The 14,003-nt window shown below is 69.7% G+C and carries 16 protein-coding genes; 9 read left to right on the top strand and 7 right to left on the bottom strand.

Annotated elements, in window-relative coordinates; genetic code table 11:
- Position 1 precedes the first annotated feature (1 nt).
- Both purT and ABGB19_RS11040 read right to left on the bottom strand, forming a co-directional pair.
- Positions 2-1,264, bottom strand: coding sequence for a formate-dependent phosphoribosylglycinamide formyltransferase (gene purT, locus ABGB19_RS11035; RefSeq protein WP_347685981.1), 1,263 nt, complete (start codon positions 1,262-1,264; stop codon positions 2-4).
- A gap of 49 nt (positions 1,265-1,313) precedes the next feature.
- Complete coding sequence (locus ABGB19_RS11040) at positions 1,314-1,799, bottom strand: MarR family winged helix-turn-helix transcriptional regulator (protein WP_347685982.1); 486 nt, start codon at positions 1,797-1,799, stop codon at positions 1,314-1,316.
- Positions 1,800-1,862: 63 nt separating this feature from the next.
- Here ABGB19_RS11040 and ABGB19_RS11045 point away from each other — a divergent pair, with 63 nt between their 5' ends.
- From ABGB19_RS11045 to ABGB19_RS11065, 5 genes are all read left to right on the top strand, one after another.
- Positions 1,863-3,947 (top strand): MMPL family transporter, encoded by a 2,085-nt coding sequence (locus ABGB19_RS11045; protein WP_347685983.1) that lies wholly within the window; start codon positions 1,863-1,865, stop codon positions 3,945-3,947.
- Positions 3,889-4,692 (top strand): alpha/beta hydrolase, encoded by an 804-nt coding sequence (locus tag ABGB19_RS11050; protein WP_347685984.1) that lies wholly within the window; start codon positions 3,889-3,891, stop codon positions 4,690-4,692. The genes ABGB19_RS11045 and ABGB19_RS11050 overlap by 59 nt, the downstream gene beginning before the upstream one ends.
- A gap of 9 nt (positions 4,693-4,701) precedes the next feature.
- The gene (locus ABGB19_RS11055) at positions 4,702-5,934 is read left to right on the top strand and encodes a cytochrome P450 (RefSeq protein ID WP_347685985.1); all 1,233 of its coding nucleotides are present in this window, start codon (positions 4,702-4,704) and stop codon (positions 5,932-5,934) included.
- Complete coding sequence (locus tag ABGB19_RS11060) at positions 5,931-6,152, top strand: ferredoxin (RefSeq protein WP_347685986.1); 222 nt, start codon at positions 5,931-5,933, stop codon at positions 6,150-6,152. Before ABGB19_RS11055 ends, ABGB19_RS11060 begins: the two co-directional genes overlap by 4 nt.
- A gap of 103 nt (positions 6,153-6,255) precedes the next feature.
- Positions 6,256-6,522 carry a hypothetical protein gene (locus ABGB19_RS11065; protein WP_347685987.1) on the top strand — a complete coding sequence of 89 codons (267 nt, stop codon included), beginning with the start codon at positions 6,256-6,258 and terminating at the stop codon, positions 6,520-6,522.
- Here ABGB19_RS11065 and ABGB19_RS11070 read toward each other — a convergent pair.
- The 3 genes from ABGB19_RS11070 to ABGB19_RS11080 form a co-directional block, all read right to left on the bottom strand.
- Positions 6,470-7,117 (bottom strand): hypothetical protein, encoded by a 648-nt coding sequence (locus ABGB19_RS11070; RefSeq protein ID WP_347686235.1) that lies wholly within the window; start codon positions 7,115-7,117, stop codon positions 6,470-6,472. The two genes, ABGB19_RS11065 and ABGB19_RS11070, sit on opposite strands and share 53 nt — an antisense overlap.
- A gap of 68 nt (positions 7,118-7,185) precedes the next feature.
- A complete protein-coding gene (locus ABGB19_RS11075) occupies positions 7,186-7,821 on the bottom strand; it encodes a PaaI family thioesterase (protein ID WP_347685988.1) in 636 nt (211 codons plus the stop codon).
- A complete protein-coding gene (locus ABGB19_RS11080; RefSeq protein ID WP_347685989.1) occupies positions 7,818-9,113 on the bottom strand; it encodes an adenylosuccinate synthase in 1,296 nt (431 codons plus the stop codon). The genes ABGB19_RS11075 and ABGB19_RS11080 overlap by 4 nt, the downstream gene beginning before the upstream one ends.
- A 79-nt stretch (positions 9,114-9,192) precedes the next feature.
- On the opposite strand from ABGB19_RS11080, the gene ABGB19_RS11085 reads away from it, so the two are divergent.
- From ABGB19_RS11085 to ABGB19_RS11095, 3 genes are read left to right on the top strand one after another with little or no spacing between them, the layout of a single operon-like run.
- On the top strand, positions 9,193-9,795 hold the full coding sequence (locus ABGB19_RS11085) for a peptidase M50 (protein WP_347685990.1): 603 nt from the start codon (positions 9,193-9,195) through the stop codon (positions 9,793-9,795).
- A 21-nt stretch (positions 9,796-9,816) separates the two neighbouring features.
- The gene (locus ABGB19_RS11090; protein ID WP_347685991.1) at positions 9,817-10,596 is read left to right on the top strand and encodes a site-2 protease family protein; all 780 of its coding nucleotides are present in this window, start codon (positions 9,817-9,819) and stop codon (positions 10,594-10,596) included.
- Positions 10,597-10,637: 41 nt separating this feature from the next.
- The gene (locus tag ABGB19_RS11095; protein ID WP_347685992.1) at positions 10,638-11,531 is read left to right on the top strand and encodes a cation diffusion facilitator family transporter; all 894 of its coding nucleotides are present in this window, start codon (positions 10,638-10,640) and stop codon (positions 11,529-11,531) included.
- Between the two features lie 34 nt (positions 11,532-11,565).
- Here ABGB19_RS11095 and ABGB19_RS11100 read toward each other — a convergent pair whose 3' ends face one another.
- Positions 11,566-11,982 carry a DUF3151 domain-containing protein gene (locus tag ABGB19_RS11100; RefSeq protein WP_347685993.1) on the bottom strand — a complete coding sequence of 139 codons (417 nt, stop codon included), beginning with the start codon at positions 11,980-11,982 and terminating at the stop codon, positions 11,566-11,568.
- 73 nt (positions 11,983-12,055) lie between these two features.
- Here ABGB19_RS11100 and ABGB19_RS11105 point away from each other — a divergent pair, with 73 nt between their 5' ends.
- Positions 12,056-12,907, top strand: coding sequence for a DUF4878 domain-containing protein (locus ABGB19_RS11105; protein ID WP_347685994.1), 852 nt, complete (start codon positions 12,056-12,058; stop codon positions 12,905-12,907).
- A 54-nt stretch (positions 12,908-12,961) separates the two neighbouring features.
- Here the strand turns inward: ABGB19_RS11105 and fbaA are convergent, their stop codons facing one another.
- On the bottom strand, positions 12,962-13,999 hold the full coding sequence (fbaA, locus tag ABGB19_RS11110) for a class II fructose-bisphosphate aldolase (protein ID WP_347685995.1): 1,038 nt from the start codon (positions 13,997-13,999) through the stop codon (positions 12,962-12,964).
- Positions 14,000-14,003 lie beyond the last annotated feature (4 nt).

The raw sequence follows: 14,003 nt of genomic DNA on the forward strand, positions 1-14,003 counted from the left end.
GTCACCAGAGCTTGCGCAGGGCCGCGGTCACGCGCCGCGCGCGGTCACGGGCCACGATCGGGTCCGGCGCCGTCGCCAGCGCCACCGCCAGCCGTCGCCTGCCGTCGGACTCGTCGGGGCGGTCGAACAACCGCACGTCGCTCTCGGCAACGGCCAGGGCATCGGCGAGCACCACCTGCGGATCTGTGCCGGCCGCGCGGCTCGCTTCGGCACCGGCGTAGGTGACCTCCGCGGCCGCAGGCGAGATCATGATGGTGTCGACGGGCAATCCCAGAATCGCCCGGGCATGCAACTCGAACTCCGACAACCGCTGCGAACGCAGCGTGACCAGGCCGGCGTCGTTGGGCCGCGGGCGAACGTTGTCGAAGTAGACCTCGTCGCCCTTCACCAGCAACTCGACGCCGAAGACGCCGCGCCCGCCGAGCGAGTTGACGATCCGCGCGCCGATCGACTTGGCCGCGTCCAACGCCGCCGGCGACAGGGGCTGCGGCTGCCACGACTCGAGCACGTCGGCACCGTCCCCGCGGGCGCGGTACCCGATCGGCTCGCAGAAGTGCACCGCCGGACCCGTCGGTCCGATGGTCCGGATGGTCAGCAGCGTGACCTCGAAGTCGACCTCGACCACCGACTCGGCCATCACCCGGTTGTGAGCGATGCGGCCGCCTGCGACGGCACGGTGCCAGGCGGGCTCGACGTCGTCGGGACGCAGCAGCACCGACTCGCCCTCGCCGGGCGCCGACGCGATCGGCTTGACCACCAGCGGAAAGCCGGCATGCTTGGCCACCGCGGTCAGCTCCTCGACCGAACCGGCGAACCAGAACGGCGCGGTGGGCAGGCCCAGTTCGTCGGCGGCCAGCCTGCGAAGGCCCTCGCGGTCCAGCGACAGCCGGGTGCTGCGCGGCGTCGGGAACACCTCGACGGTGCCGCGCTCGGCGACGGCGATCAGTGCGTCGGCCGCGATCAGGCCGGCATCGGCCACCACGTAGCGCGGGTTCTCCTTCTCGATGAGCGCCGTCAGCGCCTCGGCGTCGTTCATCTTGACCACGACCGCGCGGTCGGCGACGCCGTGCGCGGGGGCATCGGCGTAGCGGTCGACCGCGATCACCTCGGCGCCCAGCCGCTGGAACGACAGCGCCAGCTCGCGGCTCAGCTCGCCCGAGCCGAGCAGCATCACGACACGGCCGGCCGACGGGGCGACGGGTTCCGGGTCCGTCGTCGGCTCATCGGCGCCGAGTCGTGTTTCGTTGTCGGGAGAGTCACTCATCGCGCGTCCAGCCTGCCAGACGCCGGCCGCGCCGGACAGCAGGCCGCGCTCAATCGGCGCCGGTGGGGTCCTCGAGCCGGCCACGGAAACCGCGCATGGCGTCGATCAACGCGGTGAACGTGCGGTGCGCGGCCTTGAGATCGGAGTCGGACAGCCGAGTCAGCGCCGTGCTGGTCTGCTCGGCCAGCGGCGTGAAAAACCCACGGGCCACGGTCATTCCGTGATCGGCGACCCGCAGGATCACCTTGCGCCGGTCGGTTGGATCGGATTCGCGCAGGAAGTGACCGGAGGCGATCATCCGCTCGACGAGGTAGGTGATCGCCGCACCGGACAACCCCATCCGCTTGCGCAGGTCACCCGCCGTCAGCGGGCGCCCCTCGGTCTCGGCGACCATCACGTACAACAGCGCACGAAAGTCGTTGGCGGCGACGTCGTGTCGGCTCGCGAACAGCCTGCCGATCTGGTCGGATTCGGCGTTCATCGCGCGCACGTCGGCGGCGATCGTCGCCTCCAGCGCATCACGGTCAACCGGCATCGAGCAAGCATAGGACCTTCACCTCACTTGCTTAATTGTTAAGTATCTGAAATATTCGGTGTCATGTCCCGGCGGCTCTCCTGGATCCTGGCCGTGCTCGTGGTCGTGGTGTCGGGTGCACTGATGGCGCTCGTCGGCAGCGACGACTCGAGCGGGCGGTCACCGGTGCCCGTGCCCGACAGCGCCGAGTCCGCGCGCACCGAGGCCCTGCGCGCACAGTTCCCCGGGGGCGACCGCGTTCCGGCCATCGTCGTCATCACCCGCGACGACGGTGCGCCGTTGAGCGCGGCCGACGTCGACGCGGCGAAACGCAAGTGGCCCGCGGTGCAGGTCGCCACCGATGGCGCGGCCGCGCTGGCGGTCGTGCCGTTGAACGCCGACCTGACCGGGTTCGCACTCAACGACGCGGTCAAGGAGGTGCGCACCACCGCTGCCGAGGGCCTGCCACCGGATCTGCGCACCCAGGTGACCGGCGGCCCGGCGTTCGGCGCCGACATCGCCAACTCGTTCTCCGGCGCGAACATCACGCTGCTGGCGGTCACCGCGGCCGTCGTGGCGCTGCTGCTGATCGTCACCTACCGCTCGCCCGTGCTGTGGCTGGTACCGCTGGCCGTCATCGGGTTCGCCGACCGGGTGGCCGCGGTGCTGGGCAGCGCCGTCGCGCAGGCGGTCGGCATGAGCCCGGACGGGTCGACCTCGGGCATCACCAGCGTGCTGGTGTTCGGCGCCGGCACCAACTATGCGCTGCTGCTGATCTCCCGCTATCGAGAGGAGTTGGGCCGCGGCGATGAGCGCTCGCGCGAAGAGCATGGGCATGACAATCACCGCGACGCGCTGGGCATCGCGGTCCGGCAGGCCGGCCCCGCCATCGTCGCCAGCAACGCGACCGTGGTGCTGGCGTTGCTGACGCTGGTGTTCGCCTCGTCGCCCAGCGTGCGCAGCCTCGGCGTGCAGGCGGCCGCGGGTCTGGTGGTCGCCGCGCTGTTCGTGCTGCTGGTGCTGCCGCCCCTGCTCGGCTTGTTCGGCAAGCGGCTGTTCTGGCCGTTCGTCCCGCAGATCGGCGCGGCACCGCTCACCGACAGCGGCGTCTGGCACCGCATCGCCGAAGGGGTGGCCCGCCGCCCCGGCCGCGTCGCGGTGGTCTCGATCGCCGGCCTGGCACTGCTGTGCATCGGCGTGACGACAACGCCGGTCGGGCTGTCGCAGACCGAACAGTTCCGGGTGCAGGCCGAGTCGGTCAGCGGCTACGAAACCCTGGCCGACCACTTCCCCGGCGGCCTGACCGACCCGACCCGGGTCATCGCCGCGACGGAGCGCGCCGCCGAGGTGCAGCGCGCCATCGGCGAGACCTCGGGGGTGGTGTCGGCGAACCCGGCGGGGCAGACGTCGACAGGACTGAGCCAGTGGTCGGTGGTGCTCGACGCCGAACCCGCATCCGACGAGGCGTTCGAAACCGTTGACGCGCTGCGGGACTCGGTGCATGCGGTCGACCCGGGCGCGCTGGTCGGCGGATCGGACGCGACGGCCCGCGACGCCAGCGCGGCCGCATCGCGGGACCGGTTGGTCATCATCCCCGCCATCCTGGTCGTGGTACTCGCGGTGCTGTACGTGTTGCTGCGCGCGGCGTTGGCGCCACTGATCCTGGTGGCGGTCACGGTGTTGAGCGCCCTGGCCGCCCTCGGCCTGGGCGGGTGGGCCAGCGTGCACCTGTTCGGCTTCCCGGCACTGGACAACACCGCGCCGCTGTTCGCATTCCTGTTCCTGGTGGCCCTCGGCGTGGACTACACGATCTTCCTGGTCACCCGTGCCCGCGAGGAGACGCCCGCGCACGGCACGCGCGACGGCATCGTGCGCGCCGTCTCGGCCACCGGCGCGGTCATCACCAGCGCGGGCATCGTGCTGGCCGCGGTGTTCGGCGTACTCGGGGTGCTGCCGCTGATCGTGCTGACCCAGGTCGGCATCATCGTCGGCCTGGGCATCCTGCTGGACACCTTCGTGGTGCGCACGGTGATCATCCCGGCGTTGTTCACCCTGATCGGGCCGCGCATCTGGTGGCCGGCACTGCGCGACGGGGACTACCGTGCAGACGGTGGAGGAGCACACGGTCGACACCGTGCTGGGACGGTTGCGGGTCCGCACCCGCGGTGACGGCGAGGCCATGATGTTCTGGCCGAGCCTGCTGATGACCGGCGACATGTGGTCGGCCCAGGCGGACCGCTTCGGTGCGGGCAGGCGGGTCGTCCTGGTCGACCCGCCGGGGCACGGTGGCAGCGAAAAGCTCACCGCCCCGTTCACTTTCGAGCAGTGCGCCCAGTGCGTCGTCGGCATCCTCGACGCACTCGGCATCGACCGGACGCACTTCGTCGGCAACTCCTGGGGCGGCATGATCGGCGGGACCTTCGCGGCGATGCATCCCGAGCGCGTCGGCCGGGCCGTGCTGATGAATTGCACGGCGTCGCGCGCGGGCATCCGCCAGCGGGTCGAGTTCGGCCTGCTGCTGCGCGTCGCGACGCTGATGGGCGGTGTACGGCCTCCGGTCACACGCTCGGTGCTCAAGGCGTTCCTGGGCCCCACGACGTTTCGCACCCGTCCCGACGTCGTCGAGTTCGTCCGCGCCGGCGTGCAGGCCGCCGATGTGCGGTCCGCCCGGTGGGCGGTGCGCAGCATCGTGGACCGGCCCGATCAGCGTGCGCTGCTGGGACGGATCACCACACCGGTGCTCGTGGTGGCGGGCAGCGAGGATGCGACGTTCCCGGTGCCCGAGGCCCTCGCGATGGCCGACGCCATTCCCGGTGCCGCCACCGTGGTGCTCGACGGCGTGGCACACCTGGCCGGACTGGAGAACCCGCAGTTGGTCGGCGATCTCATCGAACGTTTCGTTTTCCGCGGGTAGCGTCGTGTGATGGCTGAAGCTGATGCCGCGCTTCGCGACGGCGGCGCAACGTCGCTTCCTCCCGTCCACATGCGACGCGACGCGTTCACCCCCACTCCGGAGCTTCGCGAGATCCGCGAAACCATCGGGGTCCGCACCGTGGTCAACGCATTCGGCATGACGGTGTATCTGGTCACCCGCCACGACGACGTCAAGGACGTCCTGTCGGACCACGAGCGGTTCTCCAACGGCCGCCCGCCCGGCTTCGTTGTGCCCGGCGCGCCAACGCTTTCCGAGGAGGAGCTGGCCAGCGCACGCGCGGGCAACCTGTTGGGCCTCGACCCGCCCGAACACACCCGGCTGCGGCGCATGCTCACCCCGGAGTTCACGATCCGGCGGATGAAGCGGCTCGAGCCCCGAATCGCCGAGATCGTCGACGCCCAACTCGACCTGATGGAAAAGGCCGGGCCGCCTGCGGATCTCGTGGCTTACTTCGCGCTGCCTATCCCGTCGCTGGTGATCTGCGAACTGCTCGGCGTGCCCTACGACGACCGCGACGACTTCCAGCGCCGCAGCGCCCGGCAACTGGACCTGTCGCTGCCCTTCGCCGAGCGGCTCGAGTTGCAGCGGGCGGGTCGCGCCTACATGCAGACCCTGGTTGGACGAGCGCGCCGGCACCCCGGCGACGACATCCTCGGCATGCTGGTCCGCGAGCACGGCGCCGACCTCACCGACGACGAGCTGGTCGGTGTCGCCTCGCTGCTGCTGCTGGCCGGCCACGAGACCACGTCGAACATGCTGGGTCTGGGCACGCTGGCGCTGCTGCGGCATCCCGACCAGCTCGCCGCCGTCCGCGACGATCCCGCCGCCGTCGGACCCGCCGTCGAGGAGCTGCTGCGCTGGTTGTCGATCGTGCACACCGCGATCCCGCGGATCACCACCACCGACGTCGAGCTCGCCGGTGTGCCGATCCCGGCCGGGCAGTTGGTGTTCGCGTCGCTGCCGTCGGGCAACCGCGACCCCGGCTTCATCGACGCACCGGAGACGCTCGACATCGGCCGCGGTGCGCCCGGGCACCTGGCGTTCGGCCACGGCGTGCACCACTGCCTGGGCGCACCGCTGGCCCGGATGGAAATGCGGGTCGCGTTTCCCGCTCTGCTGCAACGCTTCCCGACGCTGATGCTGGCCGAGGACTTCGCCGACGTGCAGTTCCGGTCGTTCCACTTCATCTACGGCCTGAAGTCATTGGAGGTGGGCTGGTGAAGATCACAGCGGACCGCGATGTGTGCATCCAGGCGGGCAACTGCGTGATGTCGGCCGGTGCGGTGTTCGACCAGGACGACGACGGCGTGGTGGTATTGCTCGTCGACACGGACGGCGGAGCCGTCCAGACAGGCGAGGTGCCCGACGAGGAACTCGACCGTGTGCGCGAAGCGGTGAAGCTGTGTCCCGCACAGGCCTTGCGGCTCACGGAGTCCTGAACCGGTAGAGGGCCGGGACCTTCGTCATCGCAAGACGGGCCGTCGGACCCCTCGATGTCCGCGTCACAGCCGCTACGGTCCTGTCAGGACGAAAGGATGTGCGGTGAGCGACAAAGCGCTGGAAGTCATCACATGGGATCCCGAGGAACACGTCGACCTGCCCGGTTTCGCGCACGGCCTGACGCGTTACGGCGGCCACTGGTTCGACGTAGACATCTCGATGGTGCCGCGGGACATCGACCCGATGGACGCCCTCGACAAGACCTTCGCCAAGCTGAAGGAGATCGTCGCCAACGAGAAGCCGACGATCACCCACTTCACGGTCGGGTTGCGGGTGGCCTCGGAGAGTCCGGTGCCGCGGCCGCGCTGAGGCCGGCCCGCGTCAACAGCAGCACGCTGACCACCAGCACCCAGGCCGGGAACGTGAGCACCAGCCACATGCTCAGGTCGCTGGCCAGCAGCAGTCCCACCGCCATCGCATAGGTGACGAGGGCCAGCCAGCGAGGCATCAACCGGGTGCGCCACCAGATGGTCGCCAGCGAGACCATGAACACGGCCGCCATGCGCAGTGCGTACGTCTTGGAGACGATCACCACCACCATCTGCCCGAAGAGCGCGGCCTCCGACTCGGACGGGGCGCCGCTGCGCTCCAGGCCGGCCCCGGCGCCGATGGCGACGAACATCATCGCCAGGAACAGCAGGCCGCTGCCGAGGAACACCGTCGAGAAGAACTTGTCCTCGTAGTGGCCCATGCCGTCGCGCACCACCCCCATGAACCACAGGAACGCGATGCCGGCGAACGGCATGAGCAGTGCGGCGATCCGCAGGTTGGAGCTGCCTTCGCGCAGCCACTGCGAGCCGGGCGGGCCGTCCTCGGGCAGCGCCAGCCGGATCAGCACGAGCGCGGCGCCGAACAGCAGCGCGAACAACACACCCGCCACCGCGGCGGCGCGCGGCGTGGTCAGCACCCGCAGTTGATGGTCGGTGCGATCGGTCGTCACGCGGTGATCGTGTCACCTCTTCGCGATCGCGGCTACGGCTGGCCGGGCAGCAACCGGATCATCAGGCCGTTGGCCTCGGCGAGCAGATTGCCCTCGGGGTCGCGCATCTCGGCGTTGACGAAGGACTTTCGTCCCTGGGCCTCCCGAACCCAGCCGCGCACGGTGAGCGGTGTGTCGATCGGGGTGACCTTGCGGTAGTCGACGTGCAGGAACCCGGTGCGGCTGATCGGCCTCCCGGTGGCGTGGATGACCATGCCGAACATCGAGTCGAACATCAGCGGCAGCACGCCGCCGTGCACGGCGTGGTTGCCGCCGACGTGGTAGCGGCTGAATGTCACGGTCAACTCGACGGCCTCGGCGTCGAACTTGTGCACCCGGTACGGCGGCATCAGCAGGCTGCCCGCACCGGGCAGCGACGGCACCCGGTTGGCCGGTCCCACGCCCTCGGCGGCCTCGAACGGGTCGAGCAGCTTCACCAGCGCCTCGACCTGATCGGCCGCCTTCTCCCAGGTGTCGCTGTCGGGGTCGGCGGACACCGCCAGGTCCTGCGCGCGACGCATCGCCGTCAGAAACCGCCCGAACCCGGGGCCGGGATCGGCGGCCTCGAAAGCGGGAAACCCGCCGTGCTTGTCGTAATCGGGGTCGACGAGATGGGGGTCGTCACTCACGGGCGCGCCAGGATGTCGCGGCGCACGATCGTCTGGTCCCGGCCCGGCCCCACGCCGATGCACGAAACATGCGCTCCGGCAAGCTCTTCGAGGCGCAGCACGTAGTCGCGGGCCTTGGCGGGCAGGTCGTCGAACTCGCGGGCGCCGGAGATGTCCTCCCACCACCCGGGCAGTTCCTCGTAGATGGGTTCGGCGTGCCCGATCTCGGTCTGGGTCATCGGCATGTCGTCGACGCGCTTGCCGTTGACGCGGTACCCCACGCACACCGGCACGGTCTCCAGGCTGGAGAGCACGTCGAGTTTGGTCAGGAAGTAGTCGGTGATGCCGTTGACCCGCGTCGCATAGCGCGCGATGACGGCGTCGAACCATCCGCATCGGCGCCGCCTGCCGGTCGTCACGCCGAACTCGCCGCCCGTCTTCGACAGGTATTCGCCGTTGGCGTCGAACAGTTCGGTGGGGAACGGCCCCGACCCCACCCGGGTGGTGTAGGCCTTGAGGATGCCGAGCACGGTGGTGATGCGCGTCGGCCCGATGCCGGAGCCCACCGCGGCGCCGCCGGCTGTCGGATTCGACGATGTGACATAGGGATACGTGCCGTGGTCGACGTCGAGCAGCGTGCCCTGGGAGCCTTCGAGCAGGACGGTCTCGCCCTTCTCGAGCGCGTCGTTGAGCAGGAAGCGGGCATCGGCGACGCGGTGCTTGAAGCCCTCGGCCTGGTCGAGCAGGCTGTCGACCACCTCGGCCGGGTCCAGCGCCTTGCGGTTGTAGATCTTGACCAGCACCTGGTTCTTGAATTCCAGTGCGGCTTCGATCTTTTCGGCGAGCAGCACCGGGTCGAGCACGTCGGCGACGCGGATCCCGATGCGGGCGATCTTGTCCTGGTAGCAGGGACCGATGCCGCGGCCGGTGGTGCCGATCTTCTTGCTGCCCGCATAACGCTCGACCACCTTGTCGATGGCGACGTGATACGGCATCAGCAGGTGCGCGTCGGCCGAGATCAACAACCGTTCGGTGTCGACCTCGCGCTCCTCGAGCCCCCGCAGCTCGGTGAGCAGCACCCCCGGGTCGACCACCACCCCGTTGCCGATGACGTTGGTGACGCCCGGCGTGAGGATCCCCGACGGGATCAGGTGCAGTGCGAAGTTCTCCCCCGTCGGCAGCACGACGGTGTGGCCGGCGTTGTTACCGCCCTGATACCGCACCACCCACTGGACGCGTCCACCGAGAAGGTCGGTGGCTTTTCCTTTGCCCTCGTCGCCCCATTGCGCGCCGATGAGCACGATTGCCGGCATGGCATGATCTCCCGCTAATCTGCATCAACACTGTGCAGCCGGTGAGCTACCTTATCCCAGCCGCATCCGAGGAGCGGGCATGAGCACCACTGACGTCGTGGTGTTGCCGTTCGGCGGCCGTCGGCCACCCCGCGCGCTACGCGGTCTTCCCGTCGTCGACACCCCCGACGCGCCCTGTCGCCGGCTGGTGGTGGTGGGCTCCGACGCCGACCTTGCGGCGGCGCTGACGCGGCTGATGCGCACCGACCGGCTCGACGTCGAGGTCGCCCACGTCGGGCGGTGGTGGCACGCGCGACGGGCGCTGCGCGCGGCGGCGTCCAGAGTCCCGCTGATCCGCGACGAGACCGGCACCGTCATCGTCGGCGCCGCCCTGTGGGTGGGCGAAACCGCGATGGAGAAGGGCACGCCGCAGGCCCGGCTGACCGGCGAGGCCGTCGTGGACGACACCGTGCTGTTCGACGGCGAGGTGACGGCCGTCCGGGTCGAGCCGATGCAGGCCCTGCCGGGTCTGCGGGCCACCGTGCTGTCGCGTCACATGCGGCCCACCTGTTGGGTCACCGGGCGGGCGGCCCAACTCGGCACCACCGGCGCGTTCGTGATTCGCGACGGCGCCCTCAATCGCCGCCCGGTCAAGCGCTCGACGTTCTACCGGCACACCGAAGGTTGGCTCCGCGTTCGCTGAGCGCGCAGGTAGCGTCGAACCGTGAGCGTCCGCCCGCTGCACCAGTCGGTGCGGCCGAGTCCGATCTTCCTGGTCATCGTCGCGCTCACTGCCGCAGGCGGCGCCGTCGCCTGGCTGAACACCAGCGACGGCGGGCCGTGGGCCTACGTCGGGGTGTTCACGTTCGTCATCGCGGGCTGGCTGGTGTCCCTGTGCGTGCACGAATTCGCCCACGCCTACAGCGCATGGCGGTTCGGCGATCGCGACGTCGCCGTCCGCGGGTACCTGTCGCTCAACCCGTTCAAGTACTCCAACCCGCTGCTGTCGATCGGGCTGCCGGTCCTCGTCATCGCGATCGGGGGCATCGGCCTGCCGGGCGGCGCGGTCTACGTGCGCACGTCGGGGATGACCGAACGGCAGCGCACCCTGGTCAGCCTGGCGGGCCCGGCGGTCAACCTGCTGTTTGCCGCCCTGCTGCTGATCGTGACGACGCTGCTCTACGACCGGTCGCACAGCGTCTTCTGGGCGGGGATGGCGTTCCTGGGCTTCCTGCAGGTGACGGCGTTCGTGCTGAACATGCTGCCCGTGCCGGGCCTCGACGGTTACGGGGCGTTGGAGCCGCACCTGAGCCCGCAGACCCAGCGCTCCCTGGCGCCCGCCAAGCAGTGGGGTCTGCTGGTGCTGCTGCTGTTGCTGTTCACCCCGCAGCTCAACCAGTGGTTCTGGTCGGTGGTGCTGTGGTTCTTCGACTTCTCCGGTGTGCCGCGCTGGCTCGTCGGCACCGGCAGTGACCTCACGAGGTTCTGGTCCGCCTGGTTCTGAGCCCCTTGCGACATATGCGTACTTGCGCATAGATTGCAGGCATGGGTGCCGGCCACGACCACAGCCATGGCGACACCCGCGTCAGCCGGATGCTGATCGCCGCGGCGATCCTCACCGGCTTCTTCGTCGTCGAGTTGGTCACCGCGCTGCTGATCAACTCCATCGCGCTGCTGGCCGACGCGGGCCACATGCTCACCGACCTGGTGGCGATGTTCATGGGCCTGACCGCGGTACTGCTGGCCCGGCACGGCAGCGCGTCACCCGCCCGCACCTACGGCTGGCACCGCGCGGAGGTGTTCACCGCCGTCGCGAACGCGGTGCTGCTGCTGGGCGTGGCGGTGTTCATCCTGTACGAGGCCTTCGAGCGGCTGGGTGACGCACCCGACGTCCCCGGGGTGCCGATGATCATCGTCGCGTCGGCGGGCTTGGTGGCCAACGCCGTCGTCGTGCTGTTGCTGCGGTCGCACTCGCAGACCAGCCTGGCCGTCAAGGGCGCCTACATGGAGGTGGTGGCCGACACCGTCGGCAGCATCGGGGTGCTGATCGCGGGCATCGTCACGGTCACCACCGGCTGGCCGTACGCCGACGTGGTGGTCGCGGTCTTCGTCGCGCTGTGGGTGCTGCCGCGGGCGATCTCACTCGCGCGGGCCGCCCTGCGGATCCTGTCGGAGTCCTCGCCCACGCACATCGACGTCGAGGAGTTGCGCAGGGCGCTGTGCGCGGTCGAGGGCGTGACCGAGGTGCACGATCTGCACGTCTGGACGCTGGTACCGGGCAAGGACATGGTCACCGCGCACCTGACCAGCGAGCGCGAGTCGGCACGGGTGCTCGACGACGCGCGCGCCGTGCTCACCGCCCGCGGCCTGGACCACGCGACGGTCCAGGTGGAACCCCCGGAGGGCGCGGCCGACTGCAAGTGCGAGGCCGAGTGGTGAGCCGGCGATGAGCGCTTGCGCGAAGGGGATCTGACTACTGCAGGCCGAGTTCGGCCCGCGCCGACGGGTCGCAGTCGTCGAGCAGGTCCAGGCAGCGCTGAGTCTCGTCGGTCTCACCGATCGCGTCGGCGGCGCGGGCCAGCGCGGCGACACAGCGCAGGAAGCCCTGGTTGGGTTCGTGGCCGAACGGCACCGGGCCGAAGCCCTTCCAGCCGTTGCGCCGCAATTGATCGAGCCCGCGGTGGTAACCGGTGCGCGCGTAGGCGTACGCCGTGACCGCCTTGTCCTCGGCCAGTGCCTGCTCGGCCAGCGCGGCCCACGCCACCGACGCCGAGGGATGCGCGGCGGCCACGATCGCCGGCCGTTCGTCGGCGGCGAGTTCGGCCTCGGCGGCGGGGTCGCCGGGCAGCAGTACGGGATCCGGCCCGAGAAGATCACCCATCCGTGTCATGGCCCCCATTGTGCCGTGCGGGGTCATGACTAAGCTTCCGGCCGTAGCGTCGTTAGGGAGGACCGCAGCAGGCATGTCGAACCCATCAGGGCCTGACCAGCCAGAAAACGTTTCGGACGCGGAGGCTCCCGAGAGCGCCGAGGACCCCGAAGCGCCCGCCGGGGGAGCTACCGGAGAGGCCGACGCACCGCAGGACCCCGATCCCGTCACCGAGGTCATCGAGGCCGACGCCGACCACGAACCGGCCACCGAGATCATGGCGCCAGCCGGGGCGCCGACCGAGCAGGCGTCGATCGGCGACCCTGCCGAGCGGCGGTTCACCGCGCCGTCGGGATTCGATGCGGGCACGACGCAGAAGATCGACACGCCCGCCGAGCCGGCCACCGAGGTGTTCACGCCGCCGCCGGATCCCGGCCAGCAGGCCAGACCCGTTGCGCCGCAGGTTATCCCACCGCGCGGTGAGGCGCCCAAGCCGCCGCAGCAGCGACGCAGCTGGGGCTGGGTGGTGGCGCTGGTGCTCGTCATCGCCGCCCTGGTGGCGATCGCGGTGCTAGGCACCGTGCTGCTGACGCGCGACTCGGCGCCGAAGGTGTCGCAGGAGGAGATGGTCCGCGGCACCATCCAGAACTTCGACGCCGCGATCCAGAGCGGTGACCTCGCCAAGCTGCGCAGCATCACCTGCGGGGCCACGCGGGACAGCTATGTCCGCTACGACGACCGGGCCTGGGCCGAGACCCACAACCGCGTCGCAGCGGCCAAGCAGTACCCGGTGGTCGCCAGCATCGACCAGGTGATCATCAACGGCGACCACGCCGAGGCCAACGTCACCACGTTCATGGCGTATGCCCCGCAGACGCGCTCGACACGCAGCTTCGACCTGCAGTTCCGCGACGACCAGTGGAAGATCTGCCAGGCCCCGCAGTAATCAGCCGGCTCCTGCCTGATTGCCGGCTCAGCCGGCTCCTGCCTGATTGCCGGCTCAGCCGGCGGTCACCGACCTGCCCGCGCTGTGCAGGTCCCGGCACGCCTCGCCGACGCGCTCGCTCATCGACGCCTCGGCCTTCTTCAGGTAGCTGCGCGGATCGTAGGTCTTCTTGTCCCCGACCTCGCCGTCGATCTTGAGCACCCCGTCGTAATTGGTGAACATGTGCCCCGCGATCGGGCGGGTGAACGCGTACTGGGTGTCGGTGTCGACGTTCATCTTCACCACGCCGTACCGCAGCGAGTCCTCGATCTCCGACTTCAGCGAGCCGGATCCGCCGTGGAAGACGAAGTCGAAAGGCTTTGCCGTCGAGGGCAATCCGAGCTTCGCGGCAGCGACCTTCTGACCCTCGGCAAGGATGTCGGGCCGCAGTTTCACATTCCCCGGCTTGTACACGCCGTGCACGTTGCCGAACGTCGCGGCCAGCAGGTACTTGCCGTGCTCGCCCGCGCCAAGCGCCTCTACGGTCTTCTCGAAGTCCTCCGGCGTGGTGTAGAGCTTGTCGTTGATCTCGTGCGCGACGCCGTCCTCCTCGCCGCCGACCACCCCGATCTCGATCTCCAGGATGATCTTGGCCGCCGCGGCTTCCTTGAGCAGTTCGCGTGCGATGTTGAGGTTCTCGTCGAGGGGCACGGCCGACCCGTCCCACATGTGTGACTGGAACAGCGGGTTCTCGCCGTCGGCGACGCGCTGCGCCGATATCGCCAGTAGCGGCCGGACGTAGGTGTCGAGCTTGTCCTTGGGGCAGTGGTCGGTGTGCAACGCCACGGTGACCGGATACCGCTCGGCGATGATGTGCGCGAATTCCGCCAGCGCCACGGCACCTGTCACCATGTCCTTCACCCCGAGTCCGGATGCGAATTCGGCCCCACCCGTTGAGAATTGGATGATCCCGTCGCTGCCGGCGTCGGCGAATCCCTTGATCGCGGCGTTGACCGACTCCGAGGAGGTGCAGTTGATCGCCGGGAACGCGAACGAGTGCTCCTTGGCCCGGCCCAGCATCTCGGCGTACACCTCGGGCGTTGCGATCGGCATGATG

The organism is Mycobacterium sp. B14F4, from assembly GCF_039871645.1.
GTDB lineage: Bacteria > Actinomycetota > Actinomycetes > Mycobacteriales > Mycobacteriaceae > Mycobacterium.